Here is a 14,514-nt window from a genome sequence, read left to right as displayed (position 1 = left end):
TTACTCTTCCTCTCCCACTTCTTCTTTGGCTTCCCGCATCCACTGGACCAGCGGGAAGGCATCCTTGAGGCCAGCGGCCAGCGTCGGCACCAGCAGTTCCGGCTTGTTCAGCGGCAGGTCGATCTCAGTCCACACGAAGAAACTCTTCAGCTTGATGTACTCGATGTGCTGGTGCTCGGGGTCGAAACCTTTCGGCGGCCGCATCAGCTTGCCTTCGTTCTGGATGTCGCCGTAGGTCGCTTTCAGCTTCTTGTTCTTCAATACCTTGCTGAAGCCGGCCGCGTCGTCGACCATGTGCTGGCGCAGCGCCTTCAGGCGCGATGCCGGCGGCATGTATTCGCCGGCGCCGAACAGCATGCGGCCGGAGCCGTCGATCTGCATGTAGTAGGTCGGCCCGCCCGCCTTGCTCGGCCGGCGCATGTCGTTCGGCGCCACCGCCGCCGAAAAGCGCGTCTTGTACGGGCTCTTGTCATGCGCGAAACGCACGTCGCGGTTGATGCGGAACATCGCCTTCTTCGGATTGCTGAACTTGACGGCCGGATCGAACTTGCCCAGTTCGGCGATCATCTCCGTCACCACCTGCAGGAATTCTTCGCGCAGGATGTCGTAGCGCGGTTTGTTCATGATGAACCATGGACGGTTGTTGTTGTCCGCCAGTTCTTTGAGGAATTGAGTCAGGTCGCGCAGATGCATTCAGTAATCCTTATTTGGCGCCGGCCGGTCGCTTGCCGACCGTGATGTCCAGCGTGGTCTCGCGGCTCTTGCGCAAGACCCGCATTTTAGCTTTTCCGCCCGGAACGAGTTGGGCGATGACGTTGAGCATGTCGTTGGTGTCGGTGACCGGCTTGTCGTCCACCGACAGCAGGATGTCGCCCGGCTTCATGCCGCCCTTGTCGGCCGGGCCGTTGCGCACCACGCCGGCGATGATGGCGCCGCTCTGGCGCGTCAGCCCGAAGCTGGTGGCCAGCTCCGGCGTGATCTCCTGCGTCTCGACGCCGATCCAGCCGCGCACCACGTGGCCCGACTTGATGATGGCCTCCATCACCGACTTGGCGGTCGACACCGGGATCGCGAAGCCGATGCCGACCGAGCCGCCCGTCTGCGAATAGATCGCCGAGTTGATGCCGAGCAGGTTGCCGTTGGCGTCCACCAGCGCGCCGCCGGAATTGCCGAAGTTGATGGCGGCGTCGGTCTGGATGAAATTCTCGAAATGGTTGATGTGCAGGTTGTTGCGCCCCAGCGCGGAGATGATGCCCATCGTCACCGTCTGGCCGACGCCGAACGGATTGCCGATCGCCAGCACCACGTCGCCGACCTGCGCCTGCTCGGCCTGGCCCAGCACGATCACCGGCAGCTTTTCCAGCGAGATCTTGATCACCGCCAGGTCGGTCTCCGGATCGGTGCCGACCAGCTTGGCGGCGGCCTTGCGGCCGTCGGCCAGCACCACCTCGATCTCGTCGGCCGCCTCGACCACGTGGTTGTTGGTCAGGATGTAACCTTCGCCGGAGACGATGACGCCCGAGCCCAGGCTGGACTCTTCGTCGTCGTTCTCGCCGTCATGGTCGCGGTCGCCGAAGAATTTCTTGAAGAAGGGATCGCGCAGCAGCGGATGCTTGCCGCGCTTGGGTGTCTTGGTGGTGATGATGTTGACCACGGCCGGCATCGCCCGCGCCGCCGCCGCGCGGTAGGAACCGCCCGCAGAGGCCGGCGCCTTGCCGGGCGCCGCCTCCAGCATCACGGCCGGATGGTCGGCGTTGCCCATCTGCTGCAGGCGCACCGGCGCGCGCCGCTCCGGCCCCACGGCCGCGTAGACAAAATACAGTGCCAGTACGACGGTCACCGTTTGCGCAAACAATAACCAGAGTCGTCGCATAGCTTCCTACCCGCCGTCCGCTGGACGGCGTCCTTGTTTATTTCTTCAGGGAGTCGCGGATTTCGCGCAGCAGCACGATATCCTCCGGCGTCGGCGGCGGTGGCGCCGCCGCTTCGGCCGCCGCATCTTCCTTATGGCTCAGCGTGCGCGCCTTGTTCATCAGGCGCACCATCTGGAAGATGACAAACGCCAGGATCACAAAGTTCAGCAGGATAGTAGCAAAATTACCGTAAGCCCATACCGCGCCCAGTTTTTTCGCCTCGACCAGGCTCAGGTTCGCGGCCTGGCCGTTCAGCGGAAGATAGTAATTGGCGAAGTCCAGCCCGCCGAACAGCTTGCCGATCGGCGGCATGATGATGTCGGCCACCAGCGAATCGACGATCTTGCCGAAGGCGCCGCCGATGATCACACCCACCGCGAGGTCGACCACATTGCCCTTCATCGCGAATTCTTTAAATTCCTGCATCATTGACATTTTCTCATCCCCGCTGTGTGGTCAATTGTGAACAAAACCGCGTCTGGATCATACTATTTTTTCAATTGGATTCCAAACACGCTTGCCCTTTGCGCACCGGCAACGCAAATTACGCTATAAATTTGTCTTGCATCAATATTACGGGTAAAAAGTCCGCCAGTAGGGGGCGGCCCCGGCAGATTTCAAGCCCAAAACGGTGCGGAAAACCGCCCAATTGGGATTGCGGCAACGTTTTTGCTTTAATTCGTATCACGCTTACCTTATAATTTAAGGTTGCTAGAAGCTATATTCGTGCTTCAACAAGTTTTCAGATTTCAGGTTTTGTTCGCGGTTTTCAGATTTTGTTCGCACTTTGACTGATTGGGGTTTGTATGAGTATCGAAAAGCAGGTCGATTCCGGCCGACGCGGATTGCTCGTCGCTACAGGCGCGGCGGGTGGTGTAGTGGGTCTGGCAACCGCCGGGGCACTGGTAAGCACGTTCCAGCCGTCCGAGCGCGCAAAAGCCGCCGGCGCACCGGTGGAAGTGGATATTTCTACCCTCAACCCGGGCGAAATGAAAACCGTGGAATGGCGCGGCAAGCCGGTCTGGATCATCAAGCGCACCCCTGAAATGGTGGCATCGCTGAAGAAGACCGACGGCAAAGTGGCCGACGCCGACTCCAAGCGCAACCCGGAAGAATTCACCCCTGAGTACGCCCGCAACGAATGGCGCTCGCGCAAACCTGAAATCCTGATCGCCGTCGGCATCTGCACCCACCTGGGCTGCTCGCCATCGTCGAAATTCACCCCGGGCCCGCAGCCATCGCTGCCGGACGACTGGGAAGGCGGCTTCCTGTGCCCATGCCACGGCTCGACCTTCGACATGGCCGGCCGCGTGTTCAAGAACAAGCCTGCGCCGGACAATCTGCAAGTGCCGCGTCATATGTACCTGAGCGACACCAAGCTGGTCATTGGTAAAGACGAGAAAGGCGAGGCGTAAATCATGGCGGCTTTCAAAGAGACAAAATTCCCGGCCGATGCACCGGCCGCACAAAAAGCACTGGGCTGGGTCGACGACCGTTTCCCGCTGACGAAGCTGTGGAATGACCAATGGGGCAAATACTACGCTCCGAAAAACTTCAATTTCTGGTACATCTTCGGCTCGCTGGCCATGCTGGTGCTGGTGCTGCAGATCGTCACCGGCATCTTCCTGACCATGCACTACAAGCCGGACGCCAACCTGGCCTTCGGTTCGGTCGAATACATCATGCGCGAAGTGCCGTGGGGCTGGCTGGTGCGCTACATGCACTCGACCGGCGCGTCGGCCTTCTTCATCATCGTCTACCTGCACATGACGCGCGGCCTGCTGTACGGCTCGTACCGCAAGCCACGCGAGCTGATCTGGCTGTTCGGTTTCGCCATCTTCCTGTGCCTGATGGCCGAAGCGTTCTTCGGCTACCTGCTGCCATGGGGCCAGATGTCGTACTGGGGCGCACAAGTGATCGTCAACCTGTTCGGCGCGATTCCGCTGATCGGCCCTGACCTGTCGCTGTGGATCCGCGGCGACTACGTCGTCTCCGACGCCACCTTGAACCGCTTCTTCGCCTTCCACGTGATCGCGATCCCGCTGGTGCTGCTGGGCCTGGTGGCGGCCCACCTGATCGCGCTGCACGAAGTCGGCTCGAGCAATCCGGACGGCATCGAAGTGAAGGAAAACCTGGGCGCCGACGGCCACCCGGTCGACTCCATCCCGTCGCACCCTTACTACACCGTGCACGACCTGTTCGGCGTGTCCGTGTTCCTGCTGATCTTCAGCACCGTCGTGTTCTTCGCGCCGGAAATGGGCGGCTACTTCCTGGAGTACAACAACTTCCTGCCGGGCGACTCGCTGAAGACCCCGCTGCACATCGCGCCGACCTGGTACTTCACCGCGTTCTACTCGGTGCTGCGCGCCACCACCGCCGACTTCATGTGGGTGCTGATGTTCTTCGTCGCCGCCTACGTGGTGTTCGTGTGGCTGAAGTCGCGCCTGTCGAGCCTGGTCAAGACCGCCATCGCCGTCATCGCGCTGGTCGCCATCATCGGCATGCTGCCGCAGGTGCTGGACGCCAAGTTCTGGGGCGTGGTGTTCTTCGGTTCGTCGGTGGTGATCCTCGCCTTCCTGCCTTGGCTGGACAAGTCGCCGGTCAAATCGATCCGCTACCGTCCAAGCTGGCACAAGTATGTGTACGGCGTGTTCTTCTTCTGCTTCCTGGCACTGGGCTACCTCGGTACCCTGCCGCCGACCGAAGGCCGCACGCTGTTCTCGCAAGTATGCACCCTGCTTTACTTTAGCTTCTTCCTGTTCATGCCTTGGTGGAGCGCCATGGGCACGTTCAAGAAGGTTCCTGACCGCGTAGTGTTCCACGCGCACTGATCGACTCGGCTAAAGTACACAAAGGACATTACATGAATTTTTCTAAAAAACTGCTCGCCATCCTGGCACTGCTGCCTGGCCTGGCCCTGGCCAACGAAGGCGGCGTCGCGCTCGACAAGGCACCGGACCGCTCGAACAACATGGCCGCGCTGCAGCATGGCGCCAAGCTGTTCGTCAACTACTGCCTGAACTGCCACAACGCGTCGTCGATGCGCTACAACCGCCTGCGCGACCTGGGCCTGACGGAAGAGCAAATCAAGGCCAACCTGCTGTTCACCGGCGACAAGGTCGGCGAAATGATGACCACCACCATGAATCCGAAAGATGCGAAAGCATGGTTCGGCGTGGTGCCGCCCGACCTGTCGGTGATCTCGCGCGCGAAAGCGTCGGGCGCCGGCAGCGGCGGCGACTATCTGTACACCTACCTGCGCACCTTCTACAAGGACGATACCCGCCCGACCGGCTGGAACAACCTGGTGGTCAACAATGTGGCGATGCCGCACGTGTTGTGGGAACTGCAGGGCGTGCAGAAGGTCAAGATGGAAGAAGTGGCCGATCCGCATGAGGAAGGCAAGAAGACGCACCAGTTCGCCGGCTTCGAGCAAGTCACGCCGGGCAAACTGAGCAAGCTGGAATATGACACTGCGGTGGCCGACCTGGTCGGTTACATGGAGTGGATGGCGGAACCTGCAGCGCAGACCCGCAAAAAACTGGGCGTGGCCGTGGTGTTGTTCATGGCGATGTTCGCTTTCCTCGCATGGCGCCTGAACGCGTCGTTCTGGAAAGAAGTTAAATAATCGAGAGCGCCGGCTGGCCGGCGCTTGTTTTGCGATGCCCGCGCTGGCGGGCGATCGATCCGGGGTGATCCGTTCGCGGCGTCACCCCCTTTGTTCTTCTAAGGAACTATAAAAATGATGGTTCTCTACTCGGGTACAACCTGCCCATTTTCGCAACGCTGCCGTCTGGTCCTGTTTGAAAAAGGCATGGACTTTGAGGTGCGCGACGTCGACCTGTTCAACAAGCCGGAAGACATCTCGACCATGAATCCGTATGGTCAGGTGCCTATCCTGGTCGAACGTGAATTGATCCTGTACGAATCGAACATCATCAATGAGTACATCGACGAGCGCTTCCCGCATCCGCAGCTGATGCCGGCCGATCCGTTGATGCGCGCGCGTGCGCGCCTGATGCTGTTCAATTTCGAGAAGGAATTGTTTGTGCACGTGCACGTGCTCGAAAGCGAACGCGCCAAGAGCAACGACAAGAGCCACGACAAGGCCCGCGCCGAAATCCGCGACCGCCTGACCACGCTCGCGCCGCTGTTCCTGAAGAACAAGTACATGCTGGGCGACGAGTTCTCGATGCTGGACGTGGCGGTCGCGCCGCTGCTGTGGCGTCTGGATCACTACGGCATCGAACTGTCGAAGACCGCCGCGCCGCTGATGAAGTACGCCGAGCGCATCTTCTCGCGTCCGGCCTACATCGAAGCGCTGACGCCGTCGGAAAAGGTCATGCGCCGTTAATTGCGGAGCAGGCCGTTTTACTTGAAGTCCATCGGCGCGTTTGCCGGCCTTAGCGGGCGGCGCGCCGTGTTTTACTGCAGTCTGGAATACCATGTCTGAAATCTCAACCAAGCCCTACATGCTGCGCGCCATTTATGAGTGGTGCACCGATAGCGGCTACACGCCCTACCTCGCCGTCAAGGTCGACGCCTCGACCACGGTGCCGATGGAGTATGTGAAAAAGGGCGAAATCGTCCTCAACATCAGCTTCGGCGCCACCTCGGGCCTGAAGATGGACAACGACAGCATCCGCTTCCACGCCCGCTTCGGCGGCGTCTCGCGCGAGATCTACGTGCCGGTCAATAATGTGATGGCGATCTACGCCAACGAGAACGGCCAGGGCATGGCGTTCGAACCGCAACTGGGCTTTGCCGAGCCGGTTCCGGACGAGGAAATCAGCGCGCCGGCGCCGATGCTGGCGGCGGTTCCGGCAGCCGCGCCACCCACCGCGGCAGAGGTCAAAACCGAGGCGCCAAGCGCCCCGGACGACGATACGGACCCGCCCAAAAAGGGCGGCCGCCCCACCCTTACGCGAATTAAATAGCGTATAATTCGCCCCGTACAAGTTTCGCCGACTTAGCTCATTTGGTAGAGCAGTTGATTTGTAATCATCAGGTGGCCAGTTCGAAACCGGCAGTCGGCACCAAAAATTAGCTTTGAAAACAATGCCTTGCGTGGAATCCACGTGAGGCATTTGTTTTTGTACGCAGCAAAAAACCTTCGCAGATCGGCGGACGCCAAGGGAATCGGTACGACGTATCGCTTGCCAGCTCATACAAATTTTTGTATATTCGTGACATGACCGATCCCAAGCCAGTAGAGTTTCGCGGTAGCTCCCTGGAGGATTTACGCGCCTTTCCAGCGACAGCCAAGCGCGACGCAGGCCACCAAATTGACCTTGTACAACATGGCAAAGACCCTGACGACTGGAAGCCTATGGGCACCGTTGGTCCAGGCGTTAAGGAAATACGGATTCGGGATGAGGCAGGGGCATTCCGAGTCATTTATGTGGCGAAATTTGCTGATGCCATCTACGTGCTACATTGCTTTCAGAAGAAAACCGAGCAGACCAGCAAACACGATATCGATTTGGCAGCGCAACGCTACCGTGATTTAAAGAAGGAGTTGGGAAAATGACCGCGCAACGTTTTACAAGCGTATGGGATGCCATTGAAGACACCCCGGAGGAAGCAGAGAACATGAAGGTACGCTCCCAACTGATGCTTCAATTGAAAAGTTACATCACCGGCTCTGGACTTAGCCAGGCTGAAGCAGCCAAAGTCTTCGGTGTCACCCAACCACGCGTTTCCGATTTGATGCGCGGAAAAATCAACTTGTTTGCCATCGATGCGCTAGTGAACATGGCTGCTGCTGCCGGCCTGCACGTTAAAATGCAGTTGGTGGACGCGGCCTGAGCCAAAAACCAACGTTGAATATGCAGAAATATTCCGCCCGGTCGGGCGGCCACGGGAGCGGCGCTGCGCTACACTAGCCCATCGCCCCCTACCCGAGGAACCGAGACATGACACGCAAAACCGCCGCCGATTTTGATCCGGAAGTATTGAAGCTGTTCGACCAGTATGTGCATGGCGGCATCACGCGCCGCGACTTCCTGTCATCGGCGGCGCGCTATGCGGTCGGCGGCGCGACCGCCGCCAGCCTGCTCGGCGCGCTGAGCCCGAGCTTTGCCGCGCCCATCGTCACCGCCGACGACCGCCGCATCAAGACCCGCTACGTCGAGCTGCCTTCGCCGCAAGGCAACGGCACAGTGCGCGGCTACCTGGTCTCGCCGGCCGACGCCAAGGGCAAGCTGCCGCTGGTGCTCGTGGTGCATGAAAACCGCGGCCTCAATCCGCATATCGAAGACATCGCCCGTCGCCTGGCGTTGGACGGCTTCATCTCCTTCGCGCCGGACGCGCTGTTCACGCTGGGCGGCTATCCCGGCGACGAGGACAAGGCGCGCGCCCTGTTCGGCAAGCTGGACCCGGCGAAGACGCGCGCCGACTTCGTCGCCGCCGCACGCTGGCTGCAGCAACAGCCGGAAGGCAACGGCAAGCTGGGCGTAGTCGGCTTCTGCTACGGCGGCGGCATCGCCAACTATCTGGCGACGCAATTGCCGGAACTGGCGGCGGCCGTGCCGTTCTACGGTTCGCAGCCGCCGGCGGCCGAGGTGGCGCACATCAAGGCGCACCTGCTGATCAACGACGCCGGCAACGACGAACGCATCCGCGCCGGCTGGCCCGCCTACGAACAGGCCTTGAAGGCGGCCGGCGTGAACTATCAGTACCACGTCTACCCCGGCGTGGAGCACGGCTTCAACAACGACACCACGCCGCGCTTCGATGCCGCCGCTGCCAAGCTGGCGTGGCAGCGCACGACGGAGTTCTTCCACGCGCGGCTGGGCTAAGGCTTATTCATACTTGGAGACCAGACGCTGCCACTCGGGATCGTCCTTGAGTTTGCGGATGACAGGGGCAATCTTCTCGTAGACCGCCGCCTTTGAATGGGGCACCAGAAAGCGCCGCTCGGTTGGGCTGGAAGGCAGCCCATACAGCTGGAGTTTGTCTTCGCGAATCCCGTGCACCTTCATGTAGTAGCGCACGACCGATTCGGCGGCGGCAACGCTGTCCACCCGTCCCAGCTGCAATTTTTCCAGGCTTTTATCGTCGCTGGGAGCGTCGCTGCGGATCAGACCCTGCCGGCGTATCCATGATTCCAGGTCGGGATAGCTGTAGCCCAGCACCATGCCGACCGAACGCCCTGCCAGCGCACCGGGCTTGGCCTGGCTGTATGCCTGTCCCGCCGGTAACACCACCACGTAGCGGTCCAGCGCGAACGGCGTGGTCCACAGGTATTTTTTCTGCGCGGCGTCGTCGAACCAGCGCGGCATCATGCCGATGACGATGCCGTTCAGCTCGCCGTTTTCCACCTTCAGCTGCAGCCGTTTGCGCGGCAGGTATTCCAGCCTGAAGCTCAGCCCGCCTGGTGCGTGCCGGTTTAAATAGTGGATCAGGTCGGGATAAATGCCCTGGTCGTCGGAAACCACCAGTGGCGCCACCCTGGCGCTGGTATAGACGGTGACGACCTCGGCCAGCGCAGCTCCGGGGAGCACGCTAGCGCACAGCATCATCAGCACCGCCGGCAGCTTGTTCATACTTGCAATATAGCATGGACAATTTCCCATTGCGCCGGCGGCCCTTTCTGCATTTAGGACTTGGCGAACGCCAGGAAATCAGCGTTGAACTTGTCCTTGTGGGTGTCGGTCAGGCCATGCGGCGCACCCGGGTAGACGATCAGCTTGGCGTGCTTGACGATGGCGGCCGAGGCCTTGCCGGCGGCGTCGATCGGCACGATCTGGTCGTCGTCGCCGTGGATGATCAGCGTCGGCTTGTCGAATTTTTTCAGGTCGTCGCGGAAGTCGGTTTCCGAGAACGCCTTGATCGAGTCGTAGGTGTTCTTGTGGCCGGCCTGCATGCCCTGCGCATACCACGCCTGGATGATGCCCTGCGACGGCTTGGCGCCCGGGCGGTTGTAGCCATAGAACGGACCGGAGGCGATGTCCAGGTACAGCTGCGCGCGGTTGGCGACCGAACCGGCGCGGATGCCGTCGAACACTTCGATCGGCAGGCCGCCCGGGTTGGTGGCGGTCTTGAGCATCAGCGGCGGCACGGCGGAGATCAGGCCCAGCTTGGCGATGCGCTTGGTGCCGTGGCGGCCCACGTAGCGCGCCACCTCGCCGCCGCCGGTCGAGAAGCCGGCCAGGATGATGTTCTTCAGGTCCAGCGCCTCGATCAGCTGCGCCAGGTCGTCGGCGTAGTGGTCCATGTCGTTGCCCTCCCACGGCTGGCTGGAGCGGCCGTGGCCGCGGCGGTCATGGGTGATGACGCGGAAGCCGTTGTTGGCCAAATGGAATGCCGCCGATTCCCAGCTGTCGGCGTTCAGCGGCCAGCCATGGCTCAGCACCACCGGCTGGCCGGTCTTCGGACCCCAGTCCTTGTAGTAGATCTCGACGCCGTCGCGAGTGGTGATGGTGCTGCCCGTCTTGCTGACCGCGCCGCCGTGAACCACCGGAGCGGCTTGCGCATTGCCGCCAGCAAATGCGGCGAGCGGAACGGCTACGGCGGCGACTGCGGCACCGGCGCCACCGAACAGGGCGGAACGGCGGGAGGTATTCACTGCTTGGTCTTGGGTATCTTTGCTCATGACGGGCTCCATTTTCAGTAGGTAGTTATTTAATAGTGAACTATGTTTCATGCGTTTTTGGAGCGTTTTGCGCTGTCCATGTGCTCAATATATATCGCATACTATTCAATAGCAAGCAATTTTTAAAAATATCTCTCGGCCACGCAGCTTTACGCCGCTAATCCGCATTCTGGCCCCCGGTTTTTGCAGTTCGTCACATGTCGATGGCTGGCCGGATAGCCCTTGTCTATAGTTCACTCAACGCAAGACAAAACGCAGCGAACCACACAACCCAAGGAGCTCAAAATGAACATCGCAAAAAACATGGAAGCCATCTTCGTAGCCGCAATCGTCGTCATCAGCGCTACCTCGTTCGCCACCGCCGCAGTGCCAGCAATCCACGCAGCGCCTGTCGCCGTGAAAGCCGACGCCGCCAAGATGCAAGTGGTGACGATCACCGCCAAGCGCCTGACCGCAGCTGAAAAAGCAGCACTGTAATTCACCGACAACGACGGAGCGCGTGATGAAAAAATATCTGAAGGCTGCGATGCTGGCCACGATCCTGAGCAGCGGCGGCGGAGCTGGTTCCGCGCTGGCTGCCGATGTGGTCAGCGAAAACCGCGGCGTCGATGCGCGTGCCGTCAACATCGACCTCGATGGCGTCATCAGCCTCAAGGTCAAGCAAGGACCAGTCGCGTCGCTGACTCTATACGGAGAGGCTGACGCGCTGAAAAAAGTGACGGTGGAGCAGACGGGTGACACCCTGCACATCGGCACAAGCAAGATGCGCAGCTTCAGCTTCGGCAACAACAAGGAGCTGCGCGCGGAACTGACGCTGCCGAACCTGCGTCAGCTGGTGTCGGGCGGCGTCGGGGCCACCGAGGTAAGCGGTTTTAGCGGCGACAATCTGCGCCTGGCGCTAGAAGGCGCCGGCGCGGTGAAGGTCAGCGCGCAGTACCGCAACGTGGATGTGAAGCTCGGAGGCGTCGGCAGCATGACGGTCAACGCCGGCAGCAGCGACAACGTCGACCTGCATCTGCACGGCGCCGGCCATATCGAAATGACGGGCCAGACCAGGCAGCTGCACGCCAGCCTTGGCGGCGTCGGCGGCCTCGATGCGCAGCAGTTGCGCGCCGATGTGGTGGACGTCAACATGTCGGGACTGGGCAGCGCATCGGTGTTTGCGAAGAACAGCGCCACGCTGAAATTAACCGGCCTGGGTTCGGCCACCGTGTATGGCAATCCGACCAATCGCAATGCCAGCGCCCGCGGCTTGGGCAGCGTCAGCTGGCAGTAATGAACGCGGCGTGAGCCGCAGCAGGAAACACATGGGTGTGTTTTTACCGTCCGGGAGGAGGCCACTCCACCCGGACGGTTTTTTTATTTCAGGTACGGTGCCTGCACAACGTCGCGTCCAAGCACGATGCGCATGTCGGCATAGACGGATTTATCGCTTCTCGCGTGTAGCGGCAAACCCAGTCGCCGCGACAGCGCTTGCGCCGGCAGTTGTTGGTCGCCCTGGTATTCGATGCGGCTGATCGGCACGCCGAAATTCTTCACATTGGTCAGCCGCGTGGTTTTGATTCCTTCCGCTTTCAGGATGCGCGCCAGCCGGGCGGCAGCGCCGGCGATGCCGTTGCCGTTGCTGATCTCCAGCCGCAGTCCGGTATTTTCCGGCGCCGGCGTCTGCGTCTGCGCTTGCGTCGCTGCTCCGACACGCATTACCTGCACCAGCGCAGCTCCCAGCTGGCGGATTTCCGTGCGCGGCATGGCCGTATCGGCCGCCTCCGGCGGCGTTTCCGCTTTGTGCTCCTTCAGCAACGCATAGTCGCGCCGGATGTCGTGCGTGCGCAGCGTGGAGGCTTGCTGGTACATCGTCGCGGCGCGCTCGCGCTGTCCATCCGCTTCCAGCGCGGCGGCCAGCCGCTCCCACCTGGCCGCATCCAGCGGCGCCTGCAGGCAGGCTTGTTCCAGCGCGGTGATGTCCGTCTCCGGCGCCGCCGTGGCTACCGGCGGTGCGGTGGACAAGCCGCTGCATGCCATCAGCAGCGCGCCGGCACATGCGGCGCCCAGCATCTGTTTCATTGTCGCCTCCTAGTGCGTGAACATGGTCGGCAGCACCATGTGATAAATCTGTATTCCGGCAGGCCCTATCAGTACCAGCATCAACGTCGGGAAGATGCAGAAGATCAGCGGGAACAGCAGCTTCAGCGCGATCTTGGCCGCCGCCTCCTCCGCCAGCACGCTGCGCTTGCTGCGCAAATTATCCGAATGAATGCGCAGGGATTCACCCATGCTGGTACCGAAACGCTCCGACTGGATCAGCATCGCCACCAGCGTATCGACATCCTCCACGCCGCTGCGCAAGGCCAGGTTGCGCAAGGCTTTCTCCTTGCTGAAGCCGGCCCGCATTTCCATCAGCACCAGCTGGAGTTCCTGCGCCAGCGCCACGCTCTTGATATGAATTTCACCGGCCACCTTGGCCAGCGCGCGTTCCAGGCTCAGGCCCGCCTCGACGCATACGGTCAGCAGATCCAGCGCATCGGGAAAGGTCTCGAAGATTTCGCGGCAGCGGTTGGTGGCCCGGCGCGACAACAGCGCGTTCGGCAGGTAGTAGCCTATGCACGCCGTCAACAGCAACAGATACCTCATCGTCTTTTGCACTTCGCTGTCCGCCAGCGTTGCGCAGGCCAGCGCCAGCAGGGCGGGAAGGCCAAGCGCTAGCAAGGTCTTGGCGGCAAAGTAAAGCGATGGCGCCGACGCGCTGCGCCAGCCGGCGTTCATGAAACGGGTACGCAGCGGCGAACGCTCCCAGCCCTCCTCCGGCAGCGACATGCGCGTGAACGGCTGCGCCGCGTGCGCGACTTTTTCCACCCAGCCGCCGGGGAGCGGCTGTGCCGGCTGCGCCGGGCCGATAAAATCGTTCAGCCGCTCGCGGACAGGCACCGCCGAAAAACTCAACAGCGCCACTAGCGCCACGCCCACCACGACGGCGAAGACAATGATGAGAAAAATAATCTGCCGACCATCCATGCCGTCCTCCCTCAGACCCGTATGCGTATCAGCTTGCGCATCCATAGCACGCCGGCTGCCGCCATCGCGCCGGCGTACCACATCAGGCGAATGCCGACCGGATCGGTCCACAGCACGCGCACGTAGGCGGGATTGGCCAGCACCATCAACCCCATCACGCCCAGCGGCAGCAGTCCCAGTATCCATGCCGACATGCGGCCTTCGGCGGACATCACCCGCACCTGGGCCAGCAGCCGGAGACGGGCGCGTATCAAGCGGCTGATATTGCCGAGGACTTCGGCCAGGTTGCCGCCGGACTCGCGCTGGATCAGCACCGCGATCACTAGGTAGCGCAGGTCCGTCAGCGGCACGCGCAAGGCCAGGTTGTGCAGGGCTTCGTTCATCGGTACGCCGTAGTTGATTTCCTCGTAGGCGAATTTGAATTCTCCGGCGATCGGGTCCGGCATCTCCTCGCCGACCATTTGCAGCACGTTGGCGAAGGAATGGCCGGCGCGCAGCGCGCGGCCGATGAAGTCCGCCGCCTCCGGCAATTGCTCCTCCAGCTTGAGCAGGCGCGCGTGGCGCGTGCGCATCAACAGCATCGACGGCAACATCAGCGCCAGCACCGGCGTCGCCATGGCCGCCAGCGCCGGCATGCCCAGCATCGCCGGCAGCATCAGGCCGACGGCCAGCATCGCCAGCGAACTGCAGAGGAACTGCGACACGGTCCAGCGCACGCCTGCCTGCAGCAACAGCCGGTCCAGCGCGGCCAGTCGCGTGAATCGTCGCAGCAGCTTCTCCAGCCGGGGATTGCGGTTGTAGGCACGCTGCTTCAGGATGTCGATCCGCTCGGCGCCGCCTTCGCCGCGCGCCGCCATCAGCCGCAGGCGCTTTGAAATGCGCCGCGCCGCGCTGCCGTGCGAACCCGACCACCACAGCCAGGCGCCTTCTATCATCAGGATCACGGCGGCGAACAGCAGGACCGCAAACGCGGAGAAGACTGTATCCATGGCC

At 61.5% G+C, this 14,514-nt stretch carries 18 protein-coding genes and 1 tRNA gene; 11 read left to right on the top strand and 8 right to left on the bottom strand.

Annotated features, from left to right (window positions below):
• The 3 genes from ABWW33_RS23015 to mscL are packed head-to-tail and all read right to left on the bottom strand — an operon-like array spanning position 1 to position 2,348.
• Positions 1–693, bottom strand: a complete 693-nt coding sequence (locus tag ABWW33_RS23015; RefSeq protein WP_353403904.1) for a DUF2461 domain-containing protein — start codon at positions 691–693, stop codon at positions 1–3.
• A 10-nt stretch (positions 694–703) separates the two neighbouring features.
• Complete coding sequence (locus ABWW33_RS23010) at positions 704–1,873, bottom strand: Do family serine endopeptidase (RefSeq protein ID WP_176652985.1); 1,170 nt, start codon at positions 1,871–1,873, stop codon at positions 704–706.
• A gap of 37 nt (positions 1,874–1,910) precedes the next feature.
• A complete protein-coding gene (gene mscL / locus ABWW33_RS23005) occupies positions 1,911–2,348 on the bottom strand; it encodes a large conductance mechanosensitive channel protein MscL (protein ID WP_353403903.1) in 438 nt (145 codons plus the stop codon).
• Between the two features lie 371 nt (positions 2,349–2,719).
• On the opposite strand from mscL, the gene petA reads away from it, so the two are divergent.
• The 9 genes from petA (at position 2,720) to ABWW33_RS22960 (ending at position 8,713) form a co-directional block, all read left to right on the top strand.
• The gene (gene petA, locus ABWW33_RS23000) at positions 2,720–3,328 is read left to right on the top strand and encodes a ubiquinol-cytochrome c reductase iron-sulfur subunit (RefSeq protein WP_176652987.1); all 609 of its coding nucleotides are present in this window, start codon (positions 2,720–2,722) and stop codon (positions 3,326–3,328) included.
• 3 nt (positions 3,329–3,331) lie between these two features.
• On the top strand, positions 3,332–4,744 hold the full coding sequence (locus tag ABWW33_RS22995; RefSeq protein WP_176652988.1) for a cytochrome b: 1,413 nt from the start codon (positions 3,332–3,334) through the stop codon (positions 4,742–4,744).
• A gap of 32 nt (positions 4,745–4,776) precedes the next feature.
• Positions 4,777–5,541, top strand: a complete 765-nt coding sequence (locus tag ABWW33_RS22990; RefSeq protein WP_176652989.1) for a cytochrome c1 — start codon at positions 4,777–4,779, stop codon at positions 5,539–5,541.
• A gap of 114 nt (positions 5,542–5,655) precedes the next feature.
• On the top strand, positions 5,656–6,267 hold the full coding sequence (locus ABWW33_RS22985; RefSeq protein ID WP_008443913.1) for a glutathione S-transferase N-terminal domain-containing protein: 612 nt from the start codon (positions 5,656–5,658) through the stop codon (positions 6,265–6,267).
• A 91-nt stretch (positions 6,268–6,358) separates the two neighbouring features.
• Positions 6,359–6,850 (top strand): ClpXP protease specificity-enhancing factor, encoded by a 492-nt coding sequence (locus ABWW33_RS22980; protein ID WP_353403902.1) that lies wholly within the window; start codon positions 6,359–6,361, stop codon positions 6,848–6,850.
• Between the two features lie 26 nt (positions 6,851–6,876).
• Positions 6,877–6,952 (top strand) — tRNA-Thr (locus tag ABWW33_RS22975).
• Between the two features lie 152 nt (positions 6,953–7,104).
• Complete coding sequence (locus ABWW33_RS22970; RefSeq protein WP_353403901.1) at positions 7,105–7,443, top strand: type II toxin-antitoxin system RelE/ParE family toxin; 339 nt, start codon at positions 7,105–7,107, stop codon at positions 7,441–7,443.
• Positions 7,440–7,721, top strand: a complete 282-nt coding sequence (locus ABWW33_RS22965; protein ID WP_353403900.1) for a helix-turn-helix domain-containing protein — start codon at positions 7,440–7,442, stop codon at positions 7,719–7,721. The genes ABWW33_RS22970 and ABWW33_RS22965 overlap by 4 nt, the downstream gene beginning before the upstream one ends.
• A gap of 107 nt (positions 7,722–7,828) precedes the next feature.
• Positions 7,829–8,713 (top strand): dienelactone hydrolase family protein, encoded by an 885-nt coding sequence (locus ABWW33_RS22960; RefSeq protein WP_353403899.1) that lies wholly within the window; start codon positions 7,829–7,831, stop codon positions 8,711–8,713.
• Between the two features lie 3 nt (positions 8,714–8,716).
• Here ABWW33_RS22960 and ABWW33_RS22955 read toward each other — a convergent pair whose 3' ends face one another.
• Both ABWW33_RS22955 and ABWW33_RS22950 read right to left on the bottom strand, forming a co-directional pair.
• Positions 8,717–9,460, bottom strand: coding sequence for a substrate-binding periplasmic protein (locus ABWW33_RS22955; protein WP_353403898.1), 744 nt, complete (start codon positions 9,458–9,460; stop codon positions 8,717–8,719).
• Between the two features lie 53 nt (positions 9,461–9,513).
• Positions 9,514–10,509 carry an alpha/beta fold hydrolase gene (locus ABWW33_RS22950; RefSeq protein WP_353403897.1) on the bottom strand — a complete coding sequence of 332 codons (996 nt, stop codon included), beginning with the start codon at positions 10,507–10,509 and terminating at the stop codon, positions 9,514–9,516.
• A gap of 285 nt (positions 10,510–10,794) precedes the next feature.
• Here ABWW33_RS22950 and ABWW33_RS22945 point away from each other — a divergent pair, with 285 nt between their 5' ends.
• Positions 10,795–10,986: a hypothetical protein gene (locus ABWW33_RS22945; RefSeq protein ID WP_176652996.1), complete on the top strand. Its 192-nt coding sequence runs from the start codon at positions 10,795–10,797 to the stop codon at positions 10,984–10,986.
• Positions 10,987–11,011: 25 nt separating this feature from the next.
• Entirely contained in the window at positions 11,012–11,785 is a 774-nt protein-coding gene (locus ABWW33_RS22940; RefSeq protein ID WP_176652997.1) for a GIN domain-containing protein, read from the top strand.
• Between the two features lie 83 nt (positions 11,786–11,868).
• Here ABWW33_RS22940 and ABWW33_RS22935 read toward each other — a convergent pair whose 3' ends face one another.
• The 3 genes from ABWW33_RS22935 to ABWW33_RS22925 are packed head-to-tail and all read right to left on the bottom strand — an operon-like array spanning position 11,869 to position 14,510.
• Entirely contained in the window at positions 11,869–12,573 is a 705-nt protein-coding gene (locus ABWW33_RS22935) for a LytR C-terminal domain-containing protein (protein ID WP_353403896.1), read from the bottom strand.
• Positions 12,574–12,582: 9 nt separating this feature from the next.
• Positions 12,583–13,521, bottom strand: coding sequence for a type II secretion system F family protein (locus ABWW33_RS22930; RefSeq protein WP_353403895.1), 939 nt, complete (start codon positions 13,519–13,521; stop codon positions 12,583–12,585).
• Positions 13,522–13,532: 11 nt separating this feature from the next.
• On the bottom strand, positions 13,533–14,510 hold the full coding sequence (locus ABWW33_RS22925; protein ID WP_353403894.1) for a type II secretion system F family protein: 978 nt from the start codon (positions 14,508–14,510) through the stop codon (positions 13,533–13,535).
• Between the last annotated feature and the right edge of the window lie 4 nt (positions 14,511–14,514).

Origin of the sequence: Duganella hordei, from assembly GCF_040369125.1 — a bacterium.
GTDB lineage: Bacteria > Pseudomonadota > Gammaproteobacteria > Burkholderiales > Burkholderiaceae_D > Rugamonas > Rugamonas hordei.
Note: the sequence above shows the minus strand (reverse complement) of the source record. Positions and strands in the feature narration are given on the sequence as shown.

Bases quoted from the DNA above. Each gene is read 5' to 3' on its own strand.
- ABWW33_RS23015 (WP_353403904.1), bottom strand. From the start codon at position 693: ATGCATCTGCGCGACCTGACTCAATTCCTCAAAGAACTGGCGGACAAC.
- ABWW33_RS23010 (WP_176652985.1), bottom strand. From the start codon at position 1,873: ATGCGACGACTCTGGTTATTGTTTGCGCAAACGGTGACCGTCGTACTG.
- mscL (WP_353403903.1), bottom strand. From the start codon at position 2,348: ATGTCAATGATGCAGGAATTTAAAGAATTCGCGATGAAGGGCAATGTG.
- petA (WP_176652987.1), top strand. From the start codon at position 2,720: ATGAGTATCGAAAAGCAGGTCGATTCCGGCCGACGCGGATTGCTCGTC.
- ABWW33_RS22995 (WP_176652988.1), top strand. From the start codon at position 3,332: ATGGCGGCTTTCAAAGAGACAAAATTCCCGGCCGATGCACCGGCCGCA.
- ABWW33_RS22990 (WP_176652989.1), top strand. From the start codon at position 4,777: ATGAATTTTTCTAAAAAACTGCTCGCCATCCTGGCACTGCTGCCTGGC.
- ABWW33_RS22985 (WP_008443913.1), top strand. From the start codon at position 5,656: ATGATGGTTCTCTACTCGGGTACAACCTGCCCATTTTCGCAACGCTGC.
- ABWW33_RS22980 (WP_353403902.1), top strand. From the start codon at position 6,359: ATGTCTGAAATCTCAACCAAGCCCTACATGCTGCGCGCCATTTATGAG.
- ABWW33_RS22970 (WP_353403901.1), top strand. From the start codon at position 7,105: ATGACCGATCCCAAGCCAGTAGAGTTTCGCGGTAGCTCCCTGGAGGAT.
- ABWW33_RS22965 (WP_353403900.1), top strand. From the start codon at position 7,440: ATGACCGCGCAACGTTTTACAAGCGTATGGGATGCCATTGAAGACACC.
- ABWW33_RS22960 (WP_353403899.1), top strand. From the start codon at position 7,829: ATGACACGCAAAACCGCCGCCGATTTTGATCCGGAAGTATTGAAGCTG.
- ABWW33_RS22955 (WP_353403898.1), bottom strand. From the start codon at position 9,460: ATGAACAAGCTGCCGGCGGTGCTGATGATGCTGTGCGCTAGCGTGCTC.
- ABWW33_RS22950 (WP_353403897.1), bottom strand. From the start codon at position 10,509: ATGAGCAAAGATACCCAAGACCAAGCAGTGAATACCTCCCGCCGTTCC.
- ABWW33_RS22945 (WP_176652996.1), top strand. From the start codon at position 10,795: ATGAACATCGCAAAAAACATGGAAGCCATCTTCGTAGCCGCAATCGTC.
- ABWW33_RS22940 (WP_176652997.1), top strand. From the start codon at position 11,012: ATGAAAAAATATCTGAAGGCTGCGATGCTGGCCACGATCCTGAGCAGC.
- ABWW33_RS22935 (WP_353403896.1), bottom strand. From the start codon at position 12,573: ATGAAACAGATGCTGGGCGCCGCATGTGCCGGCGCGCTGCTGATGGCA.
- ABWW33_RS22930 (WP_353403895.1), bottom strand. From the start codon at position 13,521: ATGGATGGTCGGCAGATTATTTTTCTCATCATTGTCTTCGCCGTCGTG.
- ABWW33_RS22925 (WP_353403894.1), bottom strand. From the start codon at position 14,510: ATGGATACAGTCTTCTCCGCGTTTGCGGTCCTGCTGTTCGCCGCCGTG.